The organism is Pseudomonas rustica, assembly GCF_049959085.1.
In the GTDB taxonomy this organism is placed as follows: domain Bacteria; phylum Pseudomonadota; class Gammaproteobacteria; order Pseudomonadales; family Pseudomonadaceae; genus Aquipseudomonas; species Aquipseudomonas rustica.
Genome location: NZ_CP188200.1, coordinates 3016369 through 3037924, shown reverse-complemented (window position 1 = coordinate 3037924; position 21556 = coordinate 3016369). Strand labels below are relative to the sequence as shown.

Genomic DNA, 21556 nt, shown 5'->3' with positions numbered 1-21556 from the left:
CGGTGTTTTTGAGGGAATAGGAGAAGAACATGCATCTGGTTCAATTCGAATTAAGCAACCGCGAACGCCGTGTCGGCGTGGTCGACAACGGTGTGGTGCGCGAAGTACAGGACGCCCGCAGCGTGCGCGATCTGGCGCTCGCCGCCATCGAGGCCGGCAACACCCTCGAGCAGCAAGTGCAAACCCTCGGCCTCGGCATAAGCCACGACTACGCCGAACTGCTGTCGCAACTGCGCATCCTGCCGCCACTTGATCACCCGGATCCAGCGCACATGTTGATCAGCGGCACCGGCCTGACTCACCTCGGCAGCGCCTCGGCCCGCGACAAAATGCACCAGCAGGCCGGCGACGAAGCGACGATGACCGACACCATGCGCATCTTCAAATGGGGCGTGGAGGGCGGCAAACCGGCGGCGGGGCAGGCCGGTGTGCAACCGGAATGGTTCTACAAAGGCGACGGCAGCATCGTCGTGCGCCCGGGCCAACCGTTCCCGGTACCGCCATTTGCCGAAGACGCGGGCGAAGAACCTGAGATGGCCGGGCTGTACATCATCGGCAATGACGGCAAGCCGTATCGCCTCGGTTTCGCGGTCGGCAACGAGTTCTCCGACCACATCATGGAACGCAAGAATTACCTGTACCTCGCGCACTCGAAACTGCGCAGTTGCAGCTATGGCCCGGAACTTCGCACCGGTGAATTGCCTCAACATCTGGCAGGCACCAGCCGCATCCTGCGCGACGGCGAAGTGCTCTGGCAGAACGAGTTTCTCAGCGGCGAGGCGAACATGTGCCACAGCCTCGCCAACCTCGAATACCACCACTTCAAGTACAGCCAGTTCCTGCGTCCCGGCGACGTGCACATTCATTTCTTCGGCACCGCGACTCTGTCGTTTGCCGATGGGATTCGCACCCAACCGGGTGACGTCTTCGAAATCAGCCAGGCCGAATTCGGCGCACCGCTGGTCAACGGCATCGTCCCGGTACCAGCGGCGTTTGAACCGGACAGCATCGGCACCCTTTAAGGAGATCCCATGACTCAGATTCTCGGTCACAACTACATCGGCGGTCAGCGCAGTGCCGCTGGCGACGTAAAACTGCAATCGGTCGACGCCACCACGGGCGAACAACTGCCCCACGATTTCATTCAGGCCACGCTGGAAGAAGTCGGCGCTGCGGCCAAGGCTGCCGCTGCCGCCTACCCGGCGTATCGCAGCCTTAGCGCTGAGCGCCGCGCGCAGTTTCTCGATGCGATCGCTGATGAACTGGATGCCCTCGGCGATGATTTCGTCGCCGTGGTCTGCCGCGAAACCGCATTGCCGGCCGGGCGTATTCAGGGTGAGCGCGGACGCACCAGCGGACAGATGCGTCTGTTCGCCAAAGTGCTGCGCCGTGGTGATTTCTATGGCGCACGGATTGATTTGCCGCTGCCGGATCGTCAGCCATTGCCACGCCCGGATTTGCGTCAGTACCGCATCGGCCTCGGCCCAGTAGCAGTGTTCGGTGCGAGCAATTTCCCGCTGGCATTTTCCACTGCCGGCGGCGACACCGCTTCAGCGCTCGCCGCCGGTTGCCCGGTGGTGTTCAAGGCCCACAGCGGCCACATGGCGACAGCAGAGATGGTTGCTGATGCGCTGATTCGCGCCGCCGAAAAAACTGCGATGCCGGCCGGTGTGTTCAACATGATCTACGGCGGTGGCGTTGGCGAATGGCTGGTCAAGCACCCGGCGATTCAGGCGGTCGGTTTCACCGGTTCGCTGAAGGGCGGTCGTGCGCTGTGCGACATGGCGGCGGCGCGCCCGCAACCGATCCCGGTGTTCGCCGAGATGTCGAGCATCAATCCGGTGATCGTTTTGCCGCAGGCATTGGCCGAGCGATCCGAAACCATCGCCCGCGATTTGACCGCTTCGGTGGTGCAAGGCTGCGGCCAGTTCTGCACCAATCCTGGCTTGGTGATCGGCATTCGTTCGCCAGAGTTCAGTGCGTTTGTGCAGCAGGTTTCTGGTTTGATCGGTGATCAACCGGCGCAAACCATGCTCAACGCGGGCACCCTCGGCAGCTACGGCAAAGGCTTGCAGAAGCTGCTGGCGCATCCCGGCATCGAACATCTGGCCGGCAATCCGCAGCAGGGCAATCAGGCGCAGCCGCAGTTGTTCAAGGCTGACGTCAGCCTGTTGATCGAGGGCGACGAAGTCCTGCAGGAAGAAGTGTTCGGCCCGACTACGGTGATTGTTGAAGTGGCGGACAAGGCGCAACTCAGCGCGGCGTTGCAGGGTCTGCACGGTCAACTGACGGCGACGATTATTGGTGAATTGGCGGACTTCGAGCGCTTCGCTGAACTGACGCCGCTGCTGGAGCAGAAGGTCGGGCGGATCTTGCTTAACGGCTATCCAACTGGCGTTGAGGTGTGCGATTCGATGGTGCACGGCGGGCCGTATCCGGCCACCTCCGATGCACGCGGCACCTCGGTCGGCACGCTGGCGATCGACCGCTTCCTGCGCCCGGTGTGCTTCCAGAACTACCCGGACAGCTTGTTGCCGGAGCCACTGAAAAACGCCAACCCGCTGCGCATCCAGCGCCTGGTTGACGGCAAACCAAGCCGCGAAGCCCTCTGACATACCACCCCTGTAGGAGCTGCCGAAGGCTGAGATCTTTTGATCTTGATTTCAAAAAACAACATCAAAAGATCGCAGCCTTCGGCAGCTCCTACAGGGGGAGTGTGCTTCTTGAGCTATCATTGCCGGTTTCCCCCTGAAAGACTTGATTGCCATGACTGCCCAAACCCTTCTCAACGCCCTCGAACACTGCGGCATGGTCGAAATCGACGGCCTGCATGCCTTCGAATTCGCCCTCGACGAAGACGACAATCTGCACATCGAATGCATCGATGGCCGAGCGGTCAAGCATTGGCAATTCACCCCGGCTCAAGTTGCAGCGGCCACGTTCGATGACTCGCTGCAGAGCTGGCTGATCGTCGGCTATTTCAATGAAACCAAAGCGATCGGCGAACACCGCCTGGTGTGCCATGGCGATGTCGTCAGCAGCAGCGATGATGAGGATGACACTGATGAAAATGCGTAAATTCTGGCCGCTGCTGATGGCCGGCAGCGTAGGTGCCATGGGCCTGTCCACGGCATCGGCAGAAAGCTTTCAATTGCTGGTCGGTTCTTACACCGCCGGCACCAGCCAGGGCATCTATCGAATGAATTTCGACAGCGCCACTGGCCAGATCGACGCCAAGCCGCTGCAAGTGGTGAAGAGCGAAAACCCATCGTGGCTGACCCTGTCCAAAGACCAGCATCGCCTGTTCGTGGTCAATGAAAACGGCCCGGGCCAGAAAGACCCGGTCGGCCGCGTCAGCAGCTATTCGATCGATCCGAAAACCCACGCCCTGACCCTGATCAATCAAGTACAGAGCCTGGGCAACGAGCCGACCCATTCGAGCCTCAGCGGCGACGCCAGCCACCTGTTCGTCAGCAACTATTCGGTGGTGGAAGATCCGGGCGGAACCCTGGCGGTGTTGCCCGTCGGTGCTGACGGCAAGCTGAAACCGGTAGTGCAAATGAGCGCGCACCCGGCGAGCCGGGTCAACCCTGAGCGTCAGGCCTCGAACCACGTGCACTCGACGATTTCCTCGCCGGACGGTCGTTACGTGTTCTCCAATGACTTGGGCGCCGACAAGGTCTTCATCTACCAATTCGACCCGAAAGCCAACCCTGATCTGCCGCTGACCCCGGCGAAAACCGCGTTCGTCGCCATGCCAGCCGGCAGTGGCCCACGTCATTTGCTGTTCAGCGCTGACGGCAAACATGCCTGGCTGACCATGGAAATGAGTGCGCAGGTCGCGGTGTTCGATTACAACGATGGCGTGCTGAAGCAAACCCAACTGGTCGATCTGGCCGCCGGTCAACCGACCTCGGACAAGGCCGGCGCGGCGCTGCACACCTCGGCGGACGGCAAGTTCCTCTATGTCAGCAACCGTGGCACCGCGAATCAGATGGTGGTGTTCAGCATCGATCCGGCGACCGCTCAGCTCAAAGAGCTGCAAAAGCGTTCGGTTGAAGGTGATCATCCGCGCGAATTCAGCCTCGATCCGAGCGGCAAGTTCCTGCTGATCGCCAACCAGAAAAGCAACCAGATTGTTGTCGTTGAACGCGACAGCAAGACCGGTCTGCTCGGCAAAACCGTGCAGAAACTGCCAATGGACGCCCCGAGCGACCTGAAGTTTATGGTGCGACAATAAGCCACAGGCCCCGGTTTACGGGGCCTGTCTCTTTGTATCAATCGCGCTGATATTCGGTAATGCTACAAAGCATTTCAGGCGAGTAACCGTCGAGCGTTAAGTTTGCTTCACAGCCCAACCGGGCAAGCAAGCCAACCGAACACGAGGGTTACCGCCATGAACTTCAATCTCTTCTCCGTTATCGCCGCTTCCGCCATCTCCGCCACCGTTGTGCTGCCAGCCAGCGCCAACGTTGAAATCAACAGCAAAAAATCCCACACCCAGAGCTACACCCAAAAATACCTGCAACAGAGCGCCAACTTCTACGCTGCTCTGGATCACAAAGCCCAACACTGAAAGTCCCATTCTGCCTCCGCACCATTCGGGGGATTCACACGATCTCCTGTAGGAGCTGCCGAAGGCTGCGATCTTTTGATCTTAAACGTCAAAAGATCGCAGCCTTCGGCAGCTCCTACATGTTTGTGCGCGTGTTGATCGTTCCCACGCAGAGCGTGGGAACGATCCGTAAAGACCGTCGCCCCCGTGTGCGTGAAGCACGGTCATAGGTTTTCTCAAACGCGCAAATAGACCGGCTAAATAATCAACGCAGCTGATGTTCACTATGGAAAACCCTGAGTGGTTGCCCGTGCTGTTTTGATCGATTCTGTGGCCATCGAAACATGCCCACGGGAGAACACCATGGCCAGCGCAATCATAACTTCAGCCAAACGCGGCGCCTACCTGGCCATCGGTCTTTACCTGGCCGTTGTACTGGTCGTCAGCATCGCCTCGCAGATGGAACACAGCTTCGACGCACCGATAGACGTCTCCCATCCTGGCATCCAGTTCGAAGTCCGCTCGCAGAGCGTGATGGTCGACCGGGCTGAACTCGCAGGAGTCGGCGGCGCATGAAAGGCTACAGACTTTGGGTCATCGCCAGTCTGGCGGTCATGACTAACGGCGCTTCGTTATTAGGGATGGGTCAGGGTTCGGTGGGCGGGTTGGCGCGGGCCATAGAGGCCAATCACAGCATTGCGCACAACATCGAACGGGCGAATACGCTGGGGCTGATGGCGGGGAATCCGCCGGTGAAGGTTTCGGCGGATTTCCTTGGGCCTTTCGAAGTGGATTGCATGGCGCTTGGGATGTGCAATGCGCTTGCCTAGACACCACAATAAATCCCCTCACCACAGGGTTGATCGTTCCCACGCTCTGCGTGGGAATGATCAATCAGGCAGGAAGTTGAGGGTTACTTCTTCATGATCGAGGTGAAGAGGTCGGACTCGAGGAAGTTTTGCAACCAAGCCTGCAGACGCGGGTAAGGCGTCTGCGCAAACCACTCGCGATCGACATGCGCGAACTGCCGAACAAACGGCAGCAGGGCGATATCCGCCAGGCTCGGATGATCAGCCAGCAAATAATCGCGATCCTGCAACAACCCCTCCAACCGCTGCAAAAACACCGCGCCCTGAGCCCGATAAACCTCCATTGGCTGTTCCGGATACCGCTCGGCATACTTGTAGCGATTCAAATCAACCTTGAACCCCTGATCATTCGCCTCGATCAACTCGGCAATCCGCGAATCGCCGTCAAGCAACCAACCCTGCGGATCATTCTGCGCCAGCGCCCAGCGCATGATTTCCAGGCTCTCATCAATCACCCGACCATCCGCATCCAGCACCGGCACCGTGCCCTTCGGCGAGATCGCCAGCATCTCCGCCGGTTTGGCTTTAAGGCTGACCTCGACAATCTCCACCGGCACGCCCGAATAACGCAGGGCCATCCGCGCACGCATCGCGTACGGGCAGCGGCGGAAGGAATACAGCGTGTTCATTTCACCTCCAGGGTGCTCAAACCATTGCCCTGACGCTGCACCTGAATCTGCACCGGAATCCGTTCGTGCATTTCCTGTACATGGGAAATCACCGCGACCTTACGGCCCTGCGCCTGCAAACCGTCCAGCGCATCCATCGCCAGTTGCAGCGACTCCGGATCGAGGCTGCCAAAACCTTCGTCGATAAACAGCGATTCGATTTTCAGCGTGCTCGACGCCATCGACGCCAGACCCAGCGCCAACGCCAGCGATACCAGGAACGTCTCGCCGCCAGACAACGAATGCACCGAGCGCAGTTCATCGCCCATTTCGGTGTCCATCACCAACAAGCCGAGCATGCTGCCGCCGCGTTTCAGACGATAGCGTTTGACCAGTTGGCGCAGTTGCACGTTGGCGTGATGCACCAGCAAATCGAGGTTGTAGGCCTGGGCGATCTTGCGGAACGTATCGCCGGTGGCCGAGCCAATCAGCGCACTGAGCCGCGCCCAGCGCTGATACTCGGTGTAGGCATCAGCAATCTGCTGCGCCAAGGCCTGATTGGCATTCTGCCGGCGCTGATCCTCGACCTGTTCTGCACGCAGTTCAGCGCATTGCTGCTCGCTGACGTTGAACTGGTTTTGTAAATTCGTCAGGGCCGTGGCGAGTTGCTCGGCATCAAGATTGCCGTTGTGCTGGGCTTGATGCGCGGCTAAGCGCTCGTCACGTTCCTGCAACAGCACTTTCGCTTGCTCGATGGCTTTTTCGTTTTGCTGCAAGCGTTGGCGCAGTTCAGCGAGTTGCGCGTCGTCAACCCGCAACAGATCTTCAAGGCCACCGTCATCCAGCTCAGGATGACGCGCGCGCCAGTCGGCAATCTTGCTGGCCAGATCCGTGTCTTCGCTTTCCAGAGCCTGCAAACGTTGTTGCTGCGCTTTGAGTTCGGCGACGATCTGCACAAGCTGCGTGCGCACACTTTGCAGTTCTTGCGCGGTACTGGTTTCGGCGGCGCGCGCTTGCTCCACAGCCTGTTCCAGTTGCTGCTGCCACTGTTCGGCGCTGCTGTGCTCGCCGAGCAATTGCGCCAGTTTCTGCTGGCACAGTTGCTGTTGCTCGGCCAGCGCGTTGAACTGCTGTTCAGCGGTTTGTGCCTGCTGTGCGCGGGTTTGCTGACGATCCTGTTCTTTCTCCAGCGTCTGCTGCCGTAGCTGCTGTTCGCTCAGTTCTTCCTTTTGCTGATCGAGTTGCGTCAGACGCTCGGCGATCTGCCGGTCGAGTTGTACAAACGTCGCCGCCGGCTCCAGGCGCAGGGCTTCAAGGGTCTCGGCCGGCAGCAGAGGGCCGAACGCCGTCAGTTCTTCATCGAGGCGTTGACGGTCGCTGCTCAGTTCGCGCTGTTGATTGCTCAGGTGTTGCGCGGCTTGCTGATGCGCGGTTTCCGCCTGACGCAATTGTTGAGTCAACCGCGCCGCATCCTGTTGCAGGGTGAGCAGGGCGCTCTGGCGCCGTTCGTCCTGAGTGATGCTCTGGTTCAACTGCTCGTTCTGGCGGATGAGCCAGGCGTCGCGTTTGTCGGCGTCCTGATTGAGCAACTGAGCAGACAGCGGGTGCGCATCGAGGCTCGGCGCGAGGGCCTGTTGCTGATTCGCCAGTTGCTCCTGTTGTTGCAGCAGTTCTTTCTGCTGAGCAATGACAGCGCCGACGTCGGCGCGCAGTTCACTGAGTTTTTCCTTGAACTGATCGACGACTAGCTGAGCGTTGGCCTGTTCGCTTTCATCGTGGCGACCGAGGCTTTGCAGCAGCGCTTCCGGCTGGTGATACGGGTGCTCATTGCTGCCACACACCGGGCACGGTTGATCGTCCTGCAACTGCGCGCGCAACTCTTCGACACTGGCACTGCGCGCCAGACGCTGGCGTTCAAGCAGTTCGCGGGTGACGTTGAGGGTTTGTTCGGCGACGGTCAGTTCGGCTTTGGTTTTGACGCCGTCCTGGGTCAGGCGCTCACGCTCTTGCTGGGCGCTGAGCTGACGTTGTTGCAACTCGGCGCCGCGCTTGTCCAGATCCTGTTGGCTGGCCCACAAGCGCGACAGGTCTTCGAAAGCGCGCAGTTGTTTGCGGTTGTCCTGCAACAGCGTGCCGAGAATGCCGATCTGCTCGGCGACGGCATCCGGTTCGGCGCCTGCCTCTTTGAACAGCACTTCGAGTTGTTGCTTCTGGCTGGCAAATTCTTCAGCGCTACGTGTGGCGTTTTGTTCGAGGTTAGCCAGTTCGGCCTGACCTTTGTTCAGGCGATTGCCGATCAGCATCAACTGCTGGAGACGATCGCGATAGGCATTCCACGCGTCGCTCAATGGCGCCAGATGAGCACTTTGTTCCAGCTCAGCGGCGATGCGCTGCAAGCGTTCGGCAACCTGGCCCTGCTTTTCCTGCAAGGCTTGAATGGCGCTCTGGCCGTCGGTGCAGGCCTGTTGCGCAGTGGCTTTGGCCTCAGCGCTCGCGGCCACATCTTTGGCCAGACGGGCGAGGGTGCTTTGCTCTTCGAAGGCCTGACGCAACAACGGCGCGTTTTCAGATTGGCGTTGCTGCGCCTCGGTCAGTGCGACTTTGGCTGTCTCAAGATTCTGCTCAAGTTGCGTCTGACGTTCAGTCAGTTCGGCGTGCTGGCGGGTGTGCTCGGCAATCTGCGCGGCCAACGGCGTCAGCAGCGCATCGAGTTCGGTTTTGCGGGCGAACTGGTGCCGTTGCGGGCCGAGTTGTTCCAGACGCGTCAGCTTGATGCGTTCGCCGGCCAGCGCTTCCGATTGTTGCTGGGCGCTGTGCAATTGCTCGCTGGCGGCTTGCTGCGCGTCCTGCAACAGCCGCAAATCCTTGAGCCAACTGTGTTGCTGCTCCAGTTGCTTCAATTGCGCCTGCTGCAACTTGAGTTGCTGCTGTGCAGCGTTGAAACGCTCATCCAGTTCGGCGCGCGCTTCGGGGGCGAGGGGAGTGACGCCAGTGGCCTGATCCTGCAACAGCTTGTGCGCTTCGCGGGCCTCTTTGGTCTTGTCGAATGCGCGACGGCCGAGGCGGGTATACAGCGCGGTGTCGGTGAGTTTTTCCAGCAGTTCGCTACGGTCGTTGTCGTCCGCTTTGAGGAACGCGCTGAACTCGCTCTGCGCCAGCAGCACGGCGCGGGTGAACTGTTCGAAGTTCAGGCCCAGTGCGGCCTCCAGTTGGGTTTTGTATTCGCCTTTCTGGCTGGCGAGCAGTTGATCCTGATCGATGTCGCGCAGGCTCTGACGACTGGCCTGCAACTTGCCGCCGGCCTTCTCGCGAGCGCGGTTGGCTTCCCAGCGCGCCCGATAGCGACGGCCATCAACACCGACGAAATCCACTTCCGCATAACCTTCACCGGTGCCGCGACGCAGCAGTGTGCGCGGGTCACCCGTGGCGATCTCGCCATCAGCATCGGGCACTTTGGCGTCGCGGCCGGTGTTGTTCAGGCGCGGAACAGCGCCGAACAGCGCCAGGCACAAGGCGTCGAGCAGGGTACTTTTACCGGCGCCGGTCGGCCCGGTGATCGCGAACAAACCGGCACTGGCCAGCGGTTCAGCGGTGAAATCGATCTCGAACGGCCCGGCCAGCGAAGCGAGGTTTTTCAAACGAATGGCGAGAATTTTCATGGCTGCTCGCCCTCCAGTTGCACGTCTTGCAGCAGTTCGGCGAAGTCCTTCAGCGTTTGTTCATCGACCTCGTTGCCGTAGTTGTCGAGCCAGGCGCGGCTGAACAATTCCTGCGGGGTGAGTTGATCGAGTTCGATGAGCGCGGTGCCATCCTCCTCGCCGTCAGCGCCACGCTTGCCGGCGTATTCAGCAGCGATGCGCACCAGGCGCACGGCTTTGCCTTGCAGAGCGTTTTCCACTTGATGGCGCAGATCCGGCTGCGGCTCGTCGAGGGTCACACGCACTTCCAGCCACGGCTGGCGCTGGGTTTCAGCGAGCAGGTCGATGTTCGGCAGGTCGGCCAGTTGTAGCAGAATCTCGGCCAGCGGTGCCGGGCCAATGCGTTGCAGGTTGACCGAACGCGGAATCAGTTTCGGCTCGACGCTGACCAGGGTTTCGCCGTCGAGGGTGACGTCGAGGATCTGGTGCTGATAACCGATCTCCGAGAACGACAACGGGATCGGCGAACCGCTGTAGCGAATGCGCTCCTCACCGTTGACCTTCTGCGGCTTGTGCAAATGGCCGAGGGCGACGTAGCTGATGCTCGGCCCGAACAGGCTGGCAGGCAGGGCTTCGGCGTTACCGATGATCAGGCTGCGCTCGGAGTCCTCCGAGACCGAGCCACCGGCCATGTGCGCGTGGCTGATGGCGATCAGCGCCTGACCCGGTTGGCGCTTGGCGTTGGCGGCTTCGATCAGCCATTCATGCACCTGACCGATGCCACGCAAATAGTTGTCGCCCAGATGCGCGCCGGTCACTTCCGCCGGGCGCAGGAACGGCAGCGCCAGGCACCACGCGGCGATTTCGCCTTTGGCGTTCGGCAATGGCAGCAGCAGACGTTCGGAATCGAGCTGGCCGTCATCCAGCCACAGCACGCGACCCAGCGCATGGGTGCGCAAGCGGCGCATCAACGGCGCGGGCAGTTCGATGCGCGAGCCGGAATCGTGGTTGCCGGCAATCATCACGATGGTCAGCAACGGCTGCTGCTCGTGGGCGTTGACGATGAAATCGTAGAGGCATTCCTGGGCTTTGACCGGCGGATTGACCGTGTCAAAGATGTCACCGGCAATCAGCAGCACATCCGGCTGCGTCAGTTTCAGCTGGCGCAGCAGCCATTCGAGAAAACAGGCGTGCTCGAAATCGCGCTCCTGACCATGCAGGTTTTGCCCAAGGTGCCAGTCGGAGGTGTGAAACAGACGCAAGGCGGACTCCGCAACAAAAAGAGATGATGGCCGCGCGGGAATGAAGAGGCGGCGAAAGAGGGGGAGAGTTTACAGTTTATTGCGCCGCGCAGTCTGCGCACGGGATGTCGTGGTGATGAGATAAAACCCTACACCACAAACTACCTGTAATTTCTGACAGTAGTTGAGCTTCATTTCTCGTGGTATATCCGACGGATGAACAGTCTCTCTGTATGCCATGCAACCCCTGCACTGAAGGCCGTCGATCCGCGTGGTCTATGTCTTCGCGAAGTTGCCTATTGCCGTTCAGAGCCCGGCCAGTTGGCAGCTGAACGAGTGACGCGATTCAACTACGATTTGTCAGGTCGTCAGGTCGCCAGTTGGGATCCTCGACATTCGATGAGTGCTGGAAAGGAAAAGACCTCCACGACGGGACACAGTCTATCGGGCAATACCTTATTGAATGAAAGTGCCGACGCTGGTTGGCGGGTGTCATTACTTAGTGAGGCAAAGGTAGAGCACAAGCGTTGGGACGGACGCGGCTGCGAGCGAACAAATCATTACGATCAACTGCAACGCACAGTCGCTGTGCAAGAAGGCATGACAGGGGAAGTGTTGAAGTATGTCGAGCGTTTTACCTATGCAGCGGCCAGTGCCTCGATGGGCGCTAATCATGCAGGTCACTTGATACGTCAGGATGATCTGGCAGGAGCGTTACACGAATTTCAATATTCAATGGATGGCTCACTGATGGGCGAGACAAGGCAGTTCCTCTGCGGTCTTGATGCCCCCGATTGGCCTTTGGATTTTGAACTGCGCAATAAACTGCTGCTGAAAGAATGTTTTGTTACAACCAGCTCGTTCAATGCGCTGGGGGAAATGCGGCTACGTATGGATGCTTCAGGTAATAGCCGCAGCTTTGATCACTCATTGTCCGGGCAAATAAAAGCAGCCTGTTTATTGATGGCCGGCACCGGTCAACCAGCGTATCGACTGGTCAGTGACATTCGCTGCAACGCCTCCGGGCAGGTTGAGAGTGAGCAACTGGGCAACGGCGTGACAATAGTGGCTGAACATGAGGGGAGCAGCGGGCGTCTTCGAAGGCTCGCTGTTATGCATCCTGGCTCAACACTCTTGCAGGATCAGATTTACACCTATGATGCGGTGGGCAATGTCCTTAGCGTCGAGGATAAAATCCTTCCGGTTCGTTATCATAAAAATCAACGCATAAACTCTGTCAGCCGATACCGGTATGACAGCCTCTATCAGCTCATTGAGGGTTCGGGCAGAGAAATCGCACCGCCTGTCTACGGGCCTTGTTTGCCTTGTCGTCAACGTACGCCCATCAATGCTGAGCGTTTGCGCAACTATATTCAGACTTTCGACTACGACGCCGCCGGCAATCTCTTGGCTCGTCATCATGATGGTGCGCCGACAATCAGAATGGCGGTGTCCGAATTCAGCAATCGAAGCTTGGGGCCACACGAAGATGGGGGTCTTCCAGACGAGCAGAGCATCGCGAATGGCTTTGATGCCAACGGCAATCAACGAGTGCTGTGGCGAGGACAGTACATGAGCTGGAGTCACCGCAACCAACTAAGTCGCGTGACGATGGTCTCGCGCAAATCAGGTACGGACGATGATGAGCGATATGTTTATGACGGTTTTGGTCGTCGCGTCCGAAAGGAGCGCTCCAGCAAAGCGCATACGCGAACGATCTTCAGACAGGCGTTGTACCTGCCAGGGCTGGAAATTCATCAGGGCTCCGTGGGTAAGTTGCGCATCGTCGATATTGATTTGGGGTTGTTTCGTGTTCGAGTAAGGAGCTGTTTAGCAGCGTCAGCCTCGCGTGATTGCGATGTTTCGCTGCTTTATGGTCTGAAGGATAATCTCGGCTCAGGTGTTCTTGAACTTGACGAGCAGGCTGGTTTGGTCACTCAAGAACGTTACTACCCGTTCGGTGGAACAGCGTGGCATGCAAGTCGATCAGACACGGACGCGTACCACAAAACGATCCGTTACTCAGATAAAGAGCGGGATGCAACGGGGCTCTATTACTACGGCTTCAGGTATTACGCACCTTGGTTATGTCGATGGATAAACCCTGATCCGGCGGGCACTGTTTACGGACAGAACCTTTACCAAATGACCGGAAACCGTCCTGTCTCAATGGTCGACAGGCAAGGCCTCATGCCTGTCTCGCCCGGAACTGAAAGTCTGTCTTTCTGGCAGCCTGATTTGAAGCAGCGGCTTGAACGAAACGAGCGCAGTAGAAGTACTCAGCTTTTTATCAGAGAAAACTTCATTACCGACGCGATTGAAAAGGGCTCCCATGAAGTCAGCTCAACCTACCTGAATGAGGTCGGTGGCAATCAATACGAGAGCTGGTTTATTAACGAATTTCGCGAAGACACCTGGATTTTCAAGCAGAACTACAAGACCACTCCACCGGCCGGGGACACATCGAAGCTCGTTACTCATCCACGGTTTTACGCCAGTGATGTTGCTCGTTACCAATACGAGTTGATTTCCACAGAACGTGGGTTTTATGGACGTCTTCCCTCCGTCATAAAAAGGGAAAACGTCATGAACTACTCGGCTCTCAGTCGCACCAGTGACCCTGCTAATAACTCAACAACTCTGATGAATGACTTTTTAACGCAAACGCCTAACGGTAAAAGCACCCAGCGCATCATGGAAGACTTCGGTCTTGAAGCCATCAGTGTTGAAAGAGTGAAAGGAGAGGGGGGCCAGATTGATTTCCTCATCAATGTGCGGCCCAGCCAACAGAGTTCGGTATCACCGCATGAGAATGAAGTAGTGCATGACTCACTTGTTAAACGGCGTTACGAGGCGGAGAGCACTTCACACTTCTTTGGCGGTGAGCCTATTAAAGGCTCCTTTCGCAGAGGATCAATCGAAATGGCCCGGATGGAGCGCAGGGGCAGTGATTGGCGCCTGTGAGTGATGATGCACCGCGCAATACCCGCACGAACTCCTGCGGTGTGTCAGGCATATTTGAGTTGCGGAATTTGGGGCCGCTTCGCAGCCCATCGGGGCGGTGCGACGTTTCGCTAAATCCCCTCACCACAAAAATCAAAAGCCTGCGAATGCATTCCCAAATGTAGGAGCTGCCGCAGGCTGCGATCTTTTGATCTTTTACTTCGGGTAGAGCGGTGGCAAGCCGCTGTCGCCCACCGGGTCGTGCACGCGCTCGGCGGTGGGAATCGTGCGGATTGCCCGCCACAAATCCTCGCCCTGCCAATGCTGCCCGGTTTCGCTATACAAGGCGCCATTGAGCCCATCCAGCGCATCCGACAACGGCACAAACCGCGCCGCCATGTCCGCCAGTGTTTCCGGCTGCTGACGCGCCCACGCATCCAGCGCTTGCCGCGTTGCCTGCGGATCATTGGCCTGGCTCGCGCGTTTGATGTCGTCGAGCAACGTGCGCGGGCTCGGGCCGGTTTGCGCAGCGCGCAGGATCGCCGGCTGCCAGCGCGCTCGCCACCACAGACCAAAGCCGAGCAGGGTGGTGCAGGCCAGTATCAGCGTGCTGAGTTTCCACCACCACAGCGTGTCGTTATCGACAATCCCCGGTTGCAGATTGCCCGTCGGCGTGTCGACTTGCAGGCTCGGGTTATTGGCGACTTGCAGGGTGCGCGCCGGCAGGCTGCTGTGTTCCAAATGATCTTCGAAGGTGTTCCACCACACCACGTCCACCGTCGGCAGATCAATCGAGCCGCTGCGGCTCGGCACCAGCGCTTCGCGTTCTTCACGGCTACCGATCAGGCCACGGTCGCTGCTTTGATTGCTCAGCACCGGTTGATCGGGGTAGCGGCGCAGGCCATTGACGTCGGTGGCGGGCAGGGCGGGCAATTGCGAAGCGGCCAGACCTTCGACTTTCAGGGTCAGGCTGCGGGTCAGCGAATCACCGATTTGCGTGTGTTCCGGCTCCGGGTTCCAGCTCTCGCTCAAGCTCAGGCTGCGTGCCGGCAGCCATGGCGCATCCGCAGGATAAGTCAGCGGTTTGGGCTTGACCGTCAGCGGGATTTCCGAAGAGGTGACGCGCATCAGTTTGCCCGGCTTCGGCCCCTGTGGGCTGGTGTCCTGGGCCGGTTGCGTGTCGACCAGCGTGGCGCTGAAAGTCTGCGGAGTGATCGTCAGCAAACCGCTGTGTTGCGGATAAATTGCGTAGCGCATTTCGATGACGCCGTGGCGCACACCGTTGATGTCTTTCTCGTAGGTGCGCGTGTCGCCGAGCTGCTCAACCCGCGCATCGACGATTTGCAGCGGCGACAGGCTGCTGTCGTCATACAGCGAAACCGAGTGATAGACGCGCACGGTGAGGATCGCCTGCGCCTGCACATACACGCTGGACTGATCGAGACTCGCTTCGATAAACACCGGATCAAGGCTGTTCTTGTCTTCGCGGGTGTCGCTTTCGACCACTTGCACGGTGATCGGCTGGCTCTGCACCTCGCCCATTTGCAGCGAGGGAATCACCACGCTACCGTTTTCTTTGGGCAGCAGCGTAATGATCCAGCGTGTGGTCGCGCGGTTGTCGCCGTTGAGAGTATTGAGCTGATTGACCTGCCGCGTGCCGCGCACTTCGAACAGCGGCTCCAGCGGGGTCAGGTCGGGTTTGCCGAACTGGGTGACGTCGCTGATTTCGAGGGTGAGCTCGACCGTCTCGCCGGAATTCAGGCGACTGCGATCCACACTGGCGATCAGCTCGGCCGCGTTGGCGGTCGTGCAGAGCAGCAGGGGCAGCAAGAGAGCGGTGAAGCGGGTCATCGAGTGTTTTCCTGATCCTGATGTTGTTGCTGTTCGTACCAGAATTTGCGCCGCAGCAGTTCGCCCGGATCGTCCGGGATCTTGCCCAGCCATTGTTCCAGTGCCTGACGTTGCTCGCCTTCGAGGTTGTCCTCGGTCGGGCGCAGCGTCGGCACGGTGTTGGTTTCCTCTTCCTCATCGTTGCTGCCCGGCACCTCATTCGGGCCAGGCTGCGGCGGTGTGGTTGGCGGCGGTTCACTGGCAGACTCGCCGGATTGCGCCTCACTCTGGGTTTCGCTTTTCACCGCTGGTGGCGGCGCGGTGGGTGGCGGAGGTTCACCGCCCGGCAGATTCTGTTCGGGCTGCTGGCTTTCCGGTTCGACCGGTGGCGGGGTGTTTTTCTGCTTCAGCAGATTTTCCACCAGCGCCTTGTTGGTCAGCGCCGGACGCAGATCCGGTTGCAGCTCCAGCGCCTGTTCATAGGCGTCGATCGCCGCGTCCAGCTCACCGCTTTTCGCCAAAGCGTTGCCACGATTGTAGTGGGCGCGGGCATCGCTGCCTTCGGCAAAGCGCTGGGCGGCGCCACTGTAGTCGCCAGCCTCGTACAACGCCACCCCTTGCCACTGGTGATCGTCAAAATGTTCTGCGGCTTCGGCGGGACGTTTCTGTTTGAGCAAGTGCAGGCCTTGCTGGTCGGGGCGCAGCCACAAGTCTTCGAAGTCAAAAGCGTAGCTCGGCTGCGGCAGGCAGAACAGCAGCGGCAGGCAAAACAGCCAGCCACGCCGCCCGGCACAGGCCGCGAGCAGCAGCAGTGGCAGCAGCAACCAATAACCCTGGTCGGCCCACGTGTCGAGGCGCACGGTCTGGCCATCGCTGCGCAAACTGCGCGGGCCGTTGAGCAGGCCGAGCGCGCCGAGATCGGCTTCATCCAGACGCGCCGCATGGTAGTCACCGCCGACGCTATCGATGAACGCCGCCAGGCCTGGGCTATCAAGTTGCGGCACGCGAATCGCGCCTTGCTCGTCCTTGAGGAAACTGCCGTCCTCCTGCGCAATCGGCGCACCTTCGGCGGTGCCGATGCCGAGCATCAACAGCTGCGCCGATTGCCCGTTGAGCGCACGGCGAATGCCTTGCCGTTCATCTTCGCTCAGCGACGAGCCGACCAGCAGAATCCGCCCTTGGCCGAGTGCACCTTGTTTGAGCAAGTCCAGCGCTTTAGCGACAGCGAGATCGGCGCGATGGCCGCTTTCTGGCATCAGCGACGGTTTCAGCGCGTCGAGCAGATTGCGACTGGTCGCCAGATCATCCGACAGCGGCACCAGCGTGTGGGCGCTGCCGGCGTAAACGACGATCGCGGTCTGCGCATCGCTGCGGGCCTGCAACAGGTCGAACACCTTGCGCCGCGCTTGTTCCAGTCGCGTCGGTGGTGAGTCGGTGGCGAGCATCTCCGGAGTCAGTTCCAGCACGATCACCAACGGATCGGCGGGTTTTTGGCTGGTCTGTTCGACGCGCTCCCAGCTCGGCCCGAGCAACGCCAGAATCGTCAGCAGCCACGCCACGCCAAGGGCCACCCACGGCAGTTTGCTGTCGCGACCGCTGCCGCCACTGAGCAGGGTGGCGTGGAACGCCGGCGGCAGAATCATCTGCCAGCGTCCGGCGCGTTTTTGCCGGTGCCAGAGTTGCCAGATCAGCCAGCCGAGCAGCGGCAACAGCAGCAACCACCACGGACGGAACCAGTGCGGCCAGAGGGCAATCATCGGCGCCTCCGCAGACGCAGGCGTTTGAGACGCTCGCGCCAGTCAGGCAGCGGACTTTGCAGATTAAGCTCCTTGTTGAACAGGCGTTGCAGCGGGTTGTCCGGCCACAATTCGCGTGCGACCAACAACAGGCTCAACCACAGCGCCAACGCCAGCGGCCAGTGATACAACGCTTGTGCCGGACGTGCCTGGGTCGGTTGTTGGGTCACCGGTTCGAGCTGGTCGAGGGTGTCCTTGATCGCTTGCAGTTCCTGGCCATCATGCGCGCGGAAGTATTGCCCGCCGGTGACTTCGGCGATTTCCTTGAGCGCCGGCTCGTCGAGATCCAGGCTTGGATTGACGCCGAGCAGGCCGGTCGAACCGCTGTCCTCAGGATTGGCGCCGATGCCGATCGGGTAAATCTTCACGCCTTCGCTGGCCGCCAGTTTCGCCGCCGTCAACGGATCGATTTCGCCGCCATTGTTGGCGCCGTCGGTGACCAGAATCAGCACACGGCTTTGTGCCGGACGCATGCGCAGGCGTTTCAGGCCCAGACCGATGGCGTCGCCGATGGCGGTGTTTTTGCCGGCAATGCCGATGCGCGCCTCATCGAGCCAGACGCGCACGGTGTGGCGGTCAAAGGTCAGCGGTGCTTGCAGGTAGGCCTGACTGCCGAACAGGATCAGGCCGACCCGGTCGCCGTCACGGCTTTCAAGAAAATCACCGAGCAGATGCTGCACCAACGACAGGCGACTGACTTCTTCGTCCTGCCACTGCATGTCGGGGAAATCCATCGAGCCGGACACGTCCACCGCCACCAACAAGTCTCGACCACTGGCGGCAATTGGCAACGGTTCGCCGAGCCATTGCGGGCGCGCAGCGGCAGTCAGCAGTAGCAACCACAACAACATGAACGGCGCTTGCTGGCGCCACGCAGGCAAATGGGCGCGGGCACGACGGCGGGCGAGGCCTTCGAGGTCGGACAGAAAGCTGACTTTCAGCGCCGGTTCGCCGCTGTCCGCTACCGGCAGCACGAGGCGCATCAACCACGGCAGCGGTAACAGCAGAAAAATCCACGGCCAGGCGAACTCAAACATGTTTGCGAATCCACGTGTCGACGGCTTGCGTCAGGCCGGCAATGGCTTTGTCGTCGAGTTTGCATTCCGGTTTGTACGCGCCTTCGACCAGCACCATCCAGCGCGTCAGGCCAGCGGCGGGGCAACGGTTGTCGAGGAATGCCAGCCATTTTCGGCCATTAAGGGTGTGGCTCTGGCTGTAGGGATAGTGGTTGCGGCACAGGCGTTTGAGCAGGCCATTGACCTGTTGCAGCCACGCGCCGGCCGGGGCGCCGTCGTAGGGTTTGGGCATCTGCGCCAGTTCTGCGAGGGCAGCGACGCGCACCGGATCGAGTGGCTGTTCAGCGCGCACGATCGGGCGTTTCTTCATGGGAATGAAACGGCGCAGGCGCCATACGGCGTAACCGAGCAGCGGCAATAACAGCAGCAATAACCACCAGCCCGGCGCCGGAGGCCAAAAGGCAACCGGCGGCGGCGAGATCAGTGGCTGCAATTGGTCGAGTTCGTTCATCGACCTTTCCCCGGACGCTGCGGATTGAGGAATTCGCGCATCTGCTCGACCATTTCACTCTGCGTGCTCAACGGCATCAGCAGCACCCGCAACTTCTGCGCGAGCAATTCCCAGCGAGCGATACGGGCTTCGGCTTGGGCGCGATAGGTTTGGCGCAAATCAAAATTCAGCGTGTCGAGCTCAAGCTGGGCGCCACGTTCGGCGAATCGTAAAAGGCCGGCGGCGGGGAGGGCGTGATCGAGTGGATCGGAAATCGGCAGCATCAACAGGTCGCAATGACGCGCCAACAAGCTCAGTTGTTGCTCGGCGCTGTCGGACAGCGCGCGCTCATCGCAAATCACAATGGCCAGACTGCCGGGGCGCAGCACTTCCCGGGCGCGGCGCAGGGCCACGCCGAAGGCATCGCGATCCGGCTCACGTTCGCTGTGCAGCGATTGATTGACCTTGACCAAACGATTGAGCAATTGCAGCAGGCTCTGCTTGCTGCGCCGAGGCTTGATTTCGTAGTGCTCGTTGTCGCCGAACACCAGCCCGCCGACCCGGTCGTTGTGGCCGAGCGCGGCCCAGCCGATCAGCGCCGCGACTTGTGCGGCCAACACCGATTTGAACATCAGCCCGGAGCCGAAAAACAGCCGCGTGCTTTGCTCGACCATAATGAAAATCGGCCGTTCGCGTTCTTCATGGAACAGCTTGGTGTGCGGCTCTTGCGTGCGAGCGGTGACGCGCCAGTCGATGGTGCGCACGTCGTCGCCGGCCTGATACACGCGCACTTGATCGAAGTCGACACCGCGACCACGGAATTTCGAGTGATGCAGGCCGATCAGCGGGCTGCGCTGGCTCGGCGTGGAAAACAGCTGCACTTCGCGCACCCGGTGACGCATCTCGATCAGCTCGGCGAGGCTGACGCGGATGCCCGGTTGGGAAGGCTGGGGGGCGTTCATGGGGGTCAAGCGACGGCTACGACGTCGAGAATCCGCTGCACCACCCGATCCTGATCGATGCCGGCGGCTTCGGCTTCAAACGACAAGATGATGCGGTGACGCAACACGTCGAACAGCACCGCTTGAATGTCTTCCGGGCTGACGAAGTCGCGACCGGCCAGCCAGGCGTGGGCGCGGGCGCAGCGGTCAAGAGCAATCGAGCCGCGTGGGCTGGCGCCGTAAGCGATCCACTCGGCCATCTCCGGATCGAACTTGGCCGGCGTACGCGTGGCCATGACCAGTTGCACCAGGTATTCCTCCACGGCGTCGGCCATGTACAAGCCAAGGATTTCCTTGCGCGCGGCGAAGATCGCCTGCTGGCTGACCCGGCGCTCGGGCTTGGTCTCGCCATTCAGCGCTTCGCCACGGGCCTGTTGGAGGATGCGGCGTTCGACGGCGGCATCCGGAAAACCGATTTTTACGTGCATCAGGAAGCGGTCGAGCTGGGCTTCCGGCAGCGGATAGGTACCTTCCTGCTCGATCGGGTTCTGCGTGGCCATCACCAGAAACAGCGGCGACAGCTCGTAGGTGCTGCGGCCGACGCTAACCTGACGCTCGGCCATGGCTTCGAGCAGCGCCGATTGCACCTTGGCCGGCGCGCGGTTGATTTCGTCCGCCAGCACCAAATTGTGGAAGATCGGCCCTTGCTGGAACACGAAACTGCCGGTTTCCGGGCGATAGATCTCGGTGCCGGTGATGTCGGCGGGCAGCAGATCAGGGGTGAACTGGATGCGATGGAACTGGGCTTCGATGCCCTCGGCGAGTTCTTTGATCGCTTTGGTCTTGGCCAGACCCGGGGCGCCCTCGACCAGCATATGGCCGTCGGCGAGCAGGGCGATGAGCAAACGCTCGATGAGTTTTTCCTGGCCGAGAATCTGCGTTGAAAGAAAGGTTCGCAGCGCCAGCAGCGCTTCACGATGTTCCATCGGTGACTGTTCCTGGAAAGGGGTGGCCACGGGCGTTCGGATAACGCCGGGGCTGGGGGCGTTACTTTAATCCATCGCGGGGGGTGGCGACTAACGGCATTTTTCGCAAAGTGCGGGAAATGACTGGGGGAATTGTTGGATTTTTGTAGTGCCGGGGAGGGGTAGTGTTCTTTCGGACGCCTTCGCGAGCAGGCTCGCTCCCACATTTTGAGCGGCGTACATCCGTCAATGTGGGAGCGAGCCTGCTCGCGAAGGGGCCGGTTGAAGCACCATCAAGCCTCGTTGATGAAGGTGCCAGTCCCGTCGAGGATGTTTTTCAGGGTCTCGACAACCTCATCCAGATCAACCATATCCGGGTTAAAGCTGATCTCCAGCACATCATCCCCATTCAACGCATCAGCATCCGCCGCGCCGATTTCAATCTTCAACAGCGTTGAGCTCAACGTGACCTTCACGCCGTCCAGCGTCGATGGCTCGCCGTCCAGGGTGATTTCCAGCTCGTCCTCGTCCGGATAGCGGCTCATCAGAAACATGTCGCCCTTGTCGCTGTGGCAGCAGAGCATGGCCATGTTGTCTTCTTCGTCGTCGCATGGGTTGACGATCAATAGGGCGGTGGTCATTTGCATGGGGAATTCCTGGGGGG

Annotated in this window: 18 protein-coding genes; 8 read left to right on the top strand and 10 right to left on the bottom strand. The window is 60.0% G+C overall.

Annotation, left to right across the window (positions count from 1 at the left end):
* Positions 1 to 29 precede the first annotated feature (29 nt).
* The 7 genes from araD1 (at position 30) to ACP3TY_RS13810 (ending at position 5385) form a co-directional block, all read left to right on the top strand.
* Complete coding sequence (araD1, locus tag ACP3TY_RS13840; protein WP_426620331.1) at positions 30 to 1022, top strand: AraD1 family protein; 993 nt, start codon at positions 30 to 32, stop codon at positions 1020 to 1022.
* Positions 1023 to 1031: 9 nt separating this feature from the next.
* On the top strand, positions 1032 to 2612 hold the full coding sequence (locus ACP3TY_RS13835; RefSeq protein WP_426620330.1) for an aldehyde dehydrogenase (NADP(+)): 1581 nt from the start codon (positions 1032 to 1034) through the stop codon (positions 2610 to 2612).
* A 154-nt stretch (positions 2613 to 2766) separates the two neighbouring features.
* The gene (locus ACP3TY_RS13830; RefSeq protein WP_426620329.1) at positions 2767 to 3078 is read left to right on the top strand and encodes a DUF5629 family protein; all 312 of its coding nucleotides are present in this window, start codon (positions 2767 to 2769) and stop codon (positions 3076 to 3078) included.
* Complete coding sequence (locus ACP3TY_RS13825) at positions 3065 to 4240, top strand: lactonase family protein (protein ID WP_212546089.1); 1176 nt, start codon at positions 3065 to 3067, stop codon at positions 4238 to 4240. Before ACP3TY_RS13830 ends, ACP3TY_RS13825 begins: the two co-directional genes overlap by 14 nt.
* Before the next feature lie 156 nt (positions 4241 to 4396).
* Positions 4397 to 4576 (top strand): hypothetical protein, encoded by a 180-nt coding sequence (locus tag ACP3TY_RS13820; RefSeq protein ID WP_007917967.1) that lies wholly within the window; start codon positions 4397 to 4399, stop codon positions 4574 to 4576.
* 342 nt (positions 4577 to 4918) lie between these two features.
* A complete protein-coding gene (locus ACP3TY_RS13815) occupies positions 4919 to 5131 on the top strand; it encodes a hypothetical protein (protein WP_400644520.1) in 213 nt (70 codons plus the stop codon).
* A complete protein-coding gene (locus tag ACP3TY_RS13810; RefSeq protein WP_212546087.1) occupies positions 5128 to 5385 on the top strand; it encodes a hypothetical protein in 258 nt (85 codons plus the stop codon). Before ACP3TY_RS13815 ends, ACP3TY_RS13810 begins: the two co-directional genes overlap by 4 nt.
* 83 nt (positions 5386 to 5468) lie before the next feature.
* Here the strand turns inward: ACP3TY_RS13810 and ACP3TY_RS13805 are convergent, their stop codons facing one another.
* Genes ACP3TY_RS13805 through ACP3TY_RS13795 form a run of 3 tightly spaced genes read right to left on the bottom strand, consistent with a single transcriptional unit; the run spans position 5469 to position 10932 of the window.
* Complete coding sequence (locus ACP3TY_RS13805; RefSeq protein ID WP_426620327.1) at positions 5469 to 6053, bottom strand: glutathione S-transferase; 585 nt, start codon at positions 6051 to 6053, stop codon at positions 5469 to 5471.
* Positions 6050 to 9691, bottom strand: coding sequence for an SbcC/MukB-like Walker B domain-containing protein (locus tag ACP3TY_RS13800; RefSeq protein WP_426620326.1), 3642 nt, complete (start codon positions 9689 to 9691; stop codon positions 6050 to 6052). Before ACP3TY_RS13800 ends, ACP3TY_RS13805 begins: the two co-directional genes overlap by 4 nt.
* Positions 9688 to 10932: an exonuclease SbcCD subunit D C-terminal domain-containing protein gene (locus ACP3TY_RS13795; RefSeq protein WP_426620325.1), complete on the bottom strand. Its 1245-nt coding sequence runs from the start codon at positions 10930 to 10932 to the stop codon at positions 9688 to 9690. The genes ACP3TY_RS13800 and ACP3TY_RS13795 overlap by 4 nt, the downstream gene beginning before the upstream one ends.
* A gap of 195 nt (positions 10933 to 11127) precedes the next feature.
* Here ACP3TY_RS13795 and ACP3TY_RS13790 point away from each other — a divergent pair, with 195 nt between their 5' ends.
* Entirely contained in the window at positions 11128 to 13875 is a 2748-nt protein-coding gene (locus ACP3TY_RS13790) for an RHS repeat domain-containing protein (protein WP_426620323.1), read from the top strand.
* A gap of 195 nt (positions 13876 to 14070) precedes the next feature.
* Here the strand turns inward: ACP3TY_RS13790 and ACP3TY_RS13785 are convergent, their stop codons facing one another.
* The 7 genes from ACP3TY_RS13785 to ACP3TY_RS13755 all read right to left on the bottom strand — a co-directional run bounded on the left by ACP3TY_RS13785 (position 14071) and on the right by ACP3TY_RS13755 (position 21539).
* The gene (locus ACP3TY_RS13785; protein ID WP_159815089.1) at positions 14071 to 15705 is read right to left on the bottom strand and encodes a BatD family protein; all 1635 of its coding nucleotides are present in this window, start codon (positions 15703 to 15705) and stop codon (positions 14071 to 14073) included.
* Positions 15702 to 17441 carry a tetratricopeptide repeat protein gene (locus ACP3TY_RS13780; protein ID WP_426620322.1) on the bottom strand — a complete coding sequence of 580 codons (1740 nt, stop codon included), beginning with the start codon at positions 17439 to 17441 and terminating at the stop codon, positions 15702 to 15704. The genes ACP3TY_RS13785 and ACP3TY_RS13780 overlap by 4 nt, the downstream gene beginning before the upstream one ends.
* Positions 17438 to 18517 (bottom strand): vWA domain-containing protein, encoded by a 1080-nt coding sequence (locus tag ACP3TY_RS13775; RefSeq protein ID WP_282358326.1) that lies wholly within the window; start codon positions 18515 to 18517, stop codon positions 17438 to 17440. The genes ACP3TY_RS13780 and ACP3TY_RS13775 overlap by 4 nt, the downstream gene beginning before the upstream one ends.
* On the bottom strand, positions 18510 to 19007 hold the full coding sequence (locus ACP3TY_RS13770) for a DUF4381 domain-containing protein (protein WP_400644505.1): 498 nt from the start codon (positions 19005 to 19007) through the stop codon (positions 18510 to 18512). The genes ACP3TY_RS13775 and ACP3TY_RS13770 overlap by 8 nt, the downstream gene beginning before the upstream one ends.
* Positions 19004 to 19948 carry a DUF58 domain-containing protein gene (locus ACP3TY_RS13765; RefSeq protein ID WP_053121134.1) on the bottom strand — a complete coding sequence of 315 codons (945 nt, stop codon included), beginning with the start codon at positions 19946 to 19948 and terminating at the stop codon, positions 19004 to 19006. Before ACP3TY_RS13765 ends, ACP3TY_RS13770 begins: the two co-directional genes overlap by 4 nt.
* Positions 19949 to 19953: 5 nt before the next feature.
* Positions 19954 to 20913 (bottom strand): AAA family ATPase, encoded by a 960-nt coding sequence (locus ACP3TY_RS13760; protein ID WP_003218556.1) that lies wholly within the window; start codon positions 20911 to 20913, stop codon positions 19954 to 19956.
* A 272-nt stretch (positions 20914 to 21185) separates the two neighbouring features.
* On the bottom strand, positions 21186 to 21539 hold the full coding sequence (locus ACP3TY_RS13755; protein ID WP_426620321.1) for a hypothetical protein: 354 nt from the start codon (positions 21537 to 21539) through the stop codon (positions 21186 to 21188).
* Between the last annotated feature and the right edge of the window lie 17 nt (positions 21540 to 21556).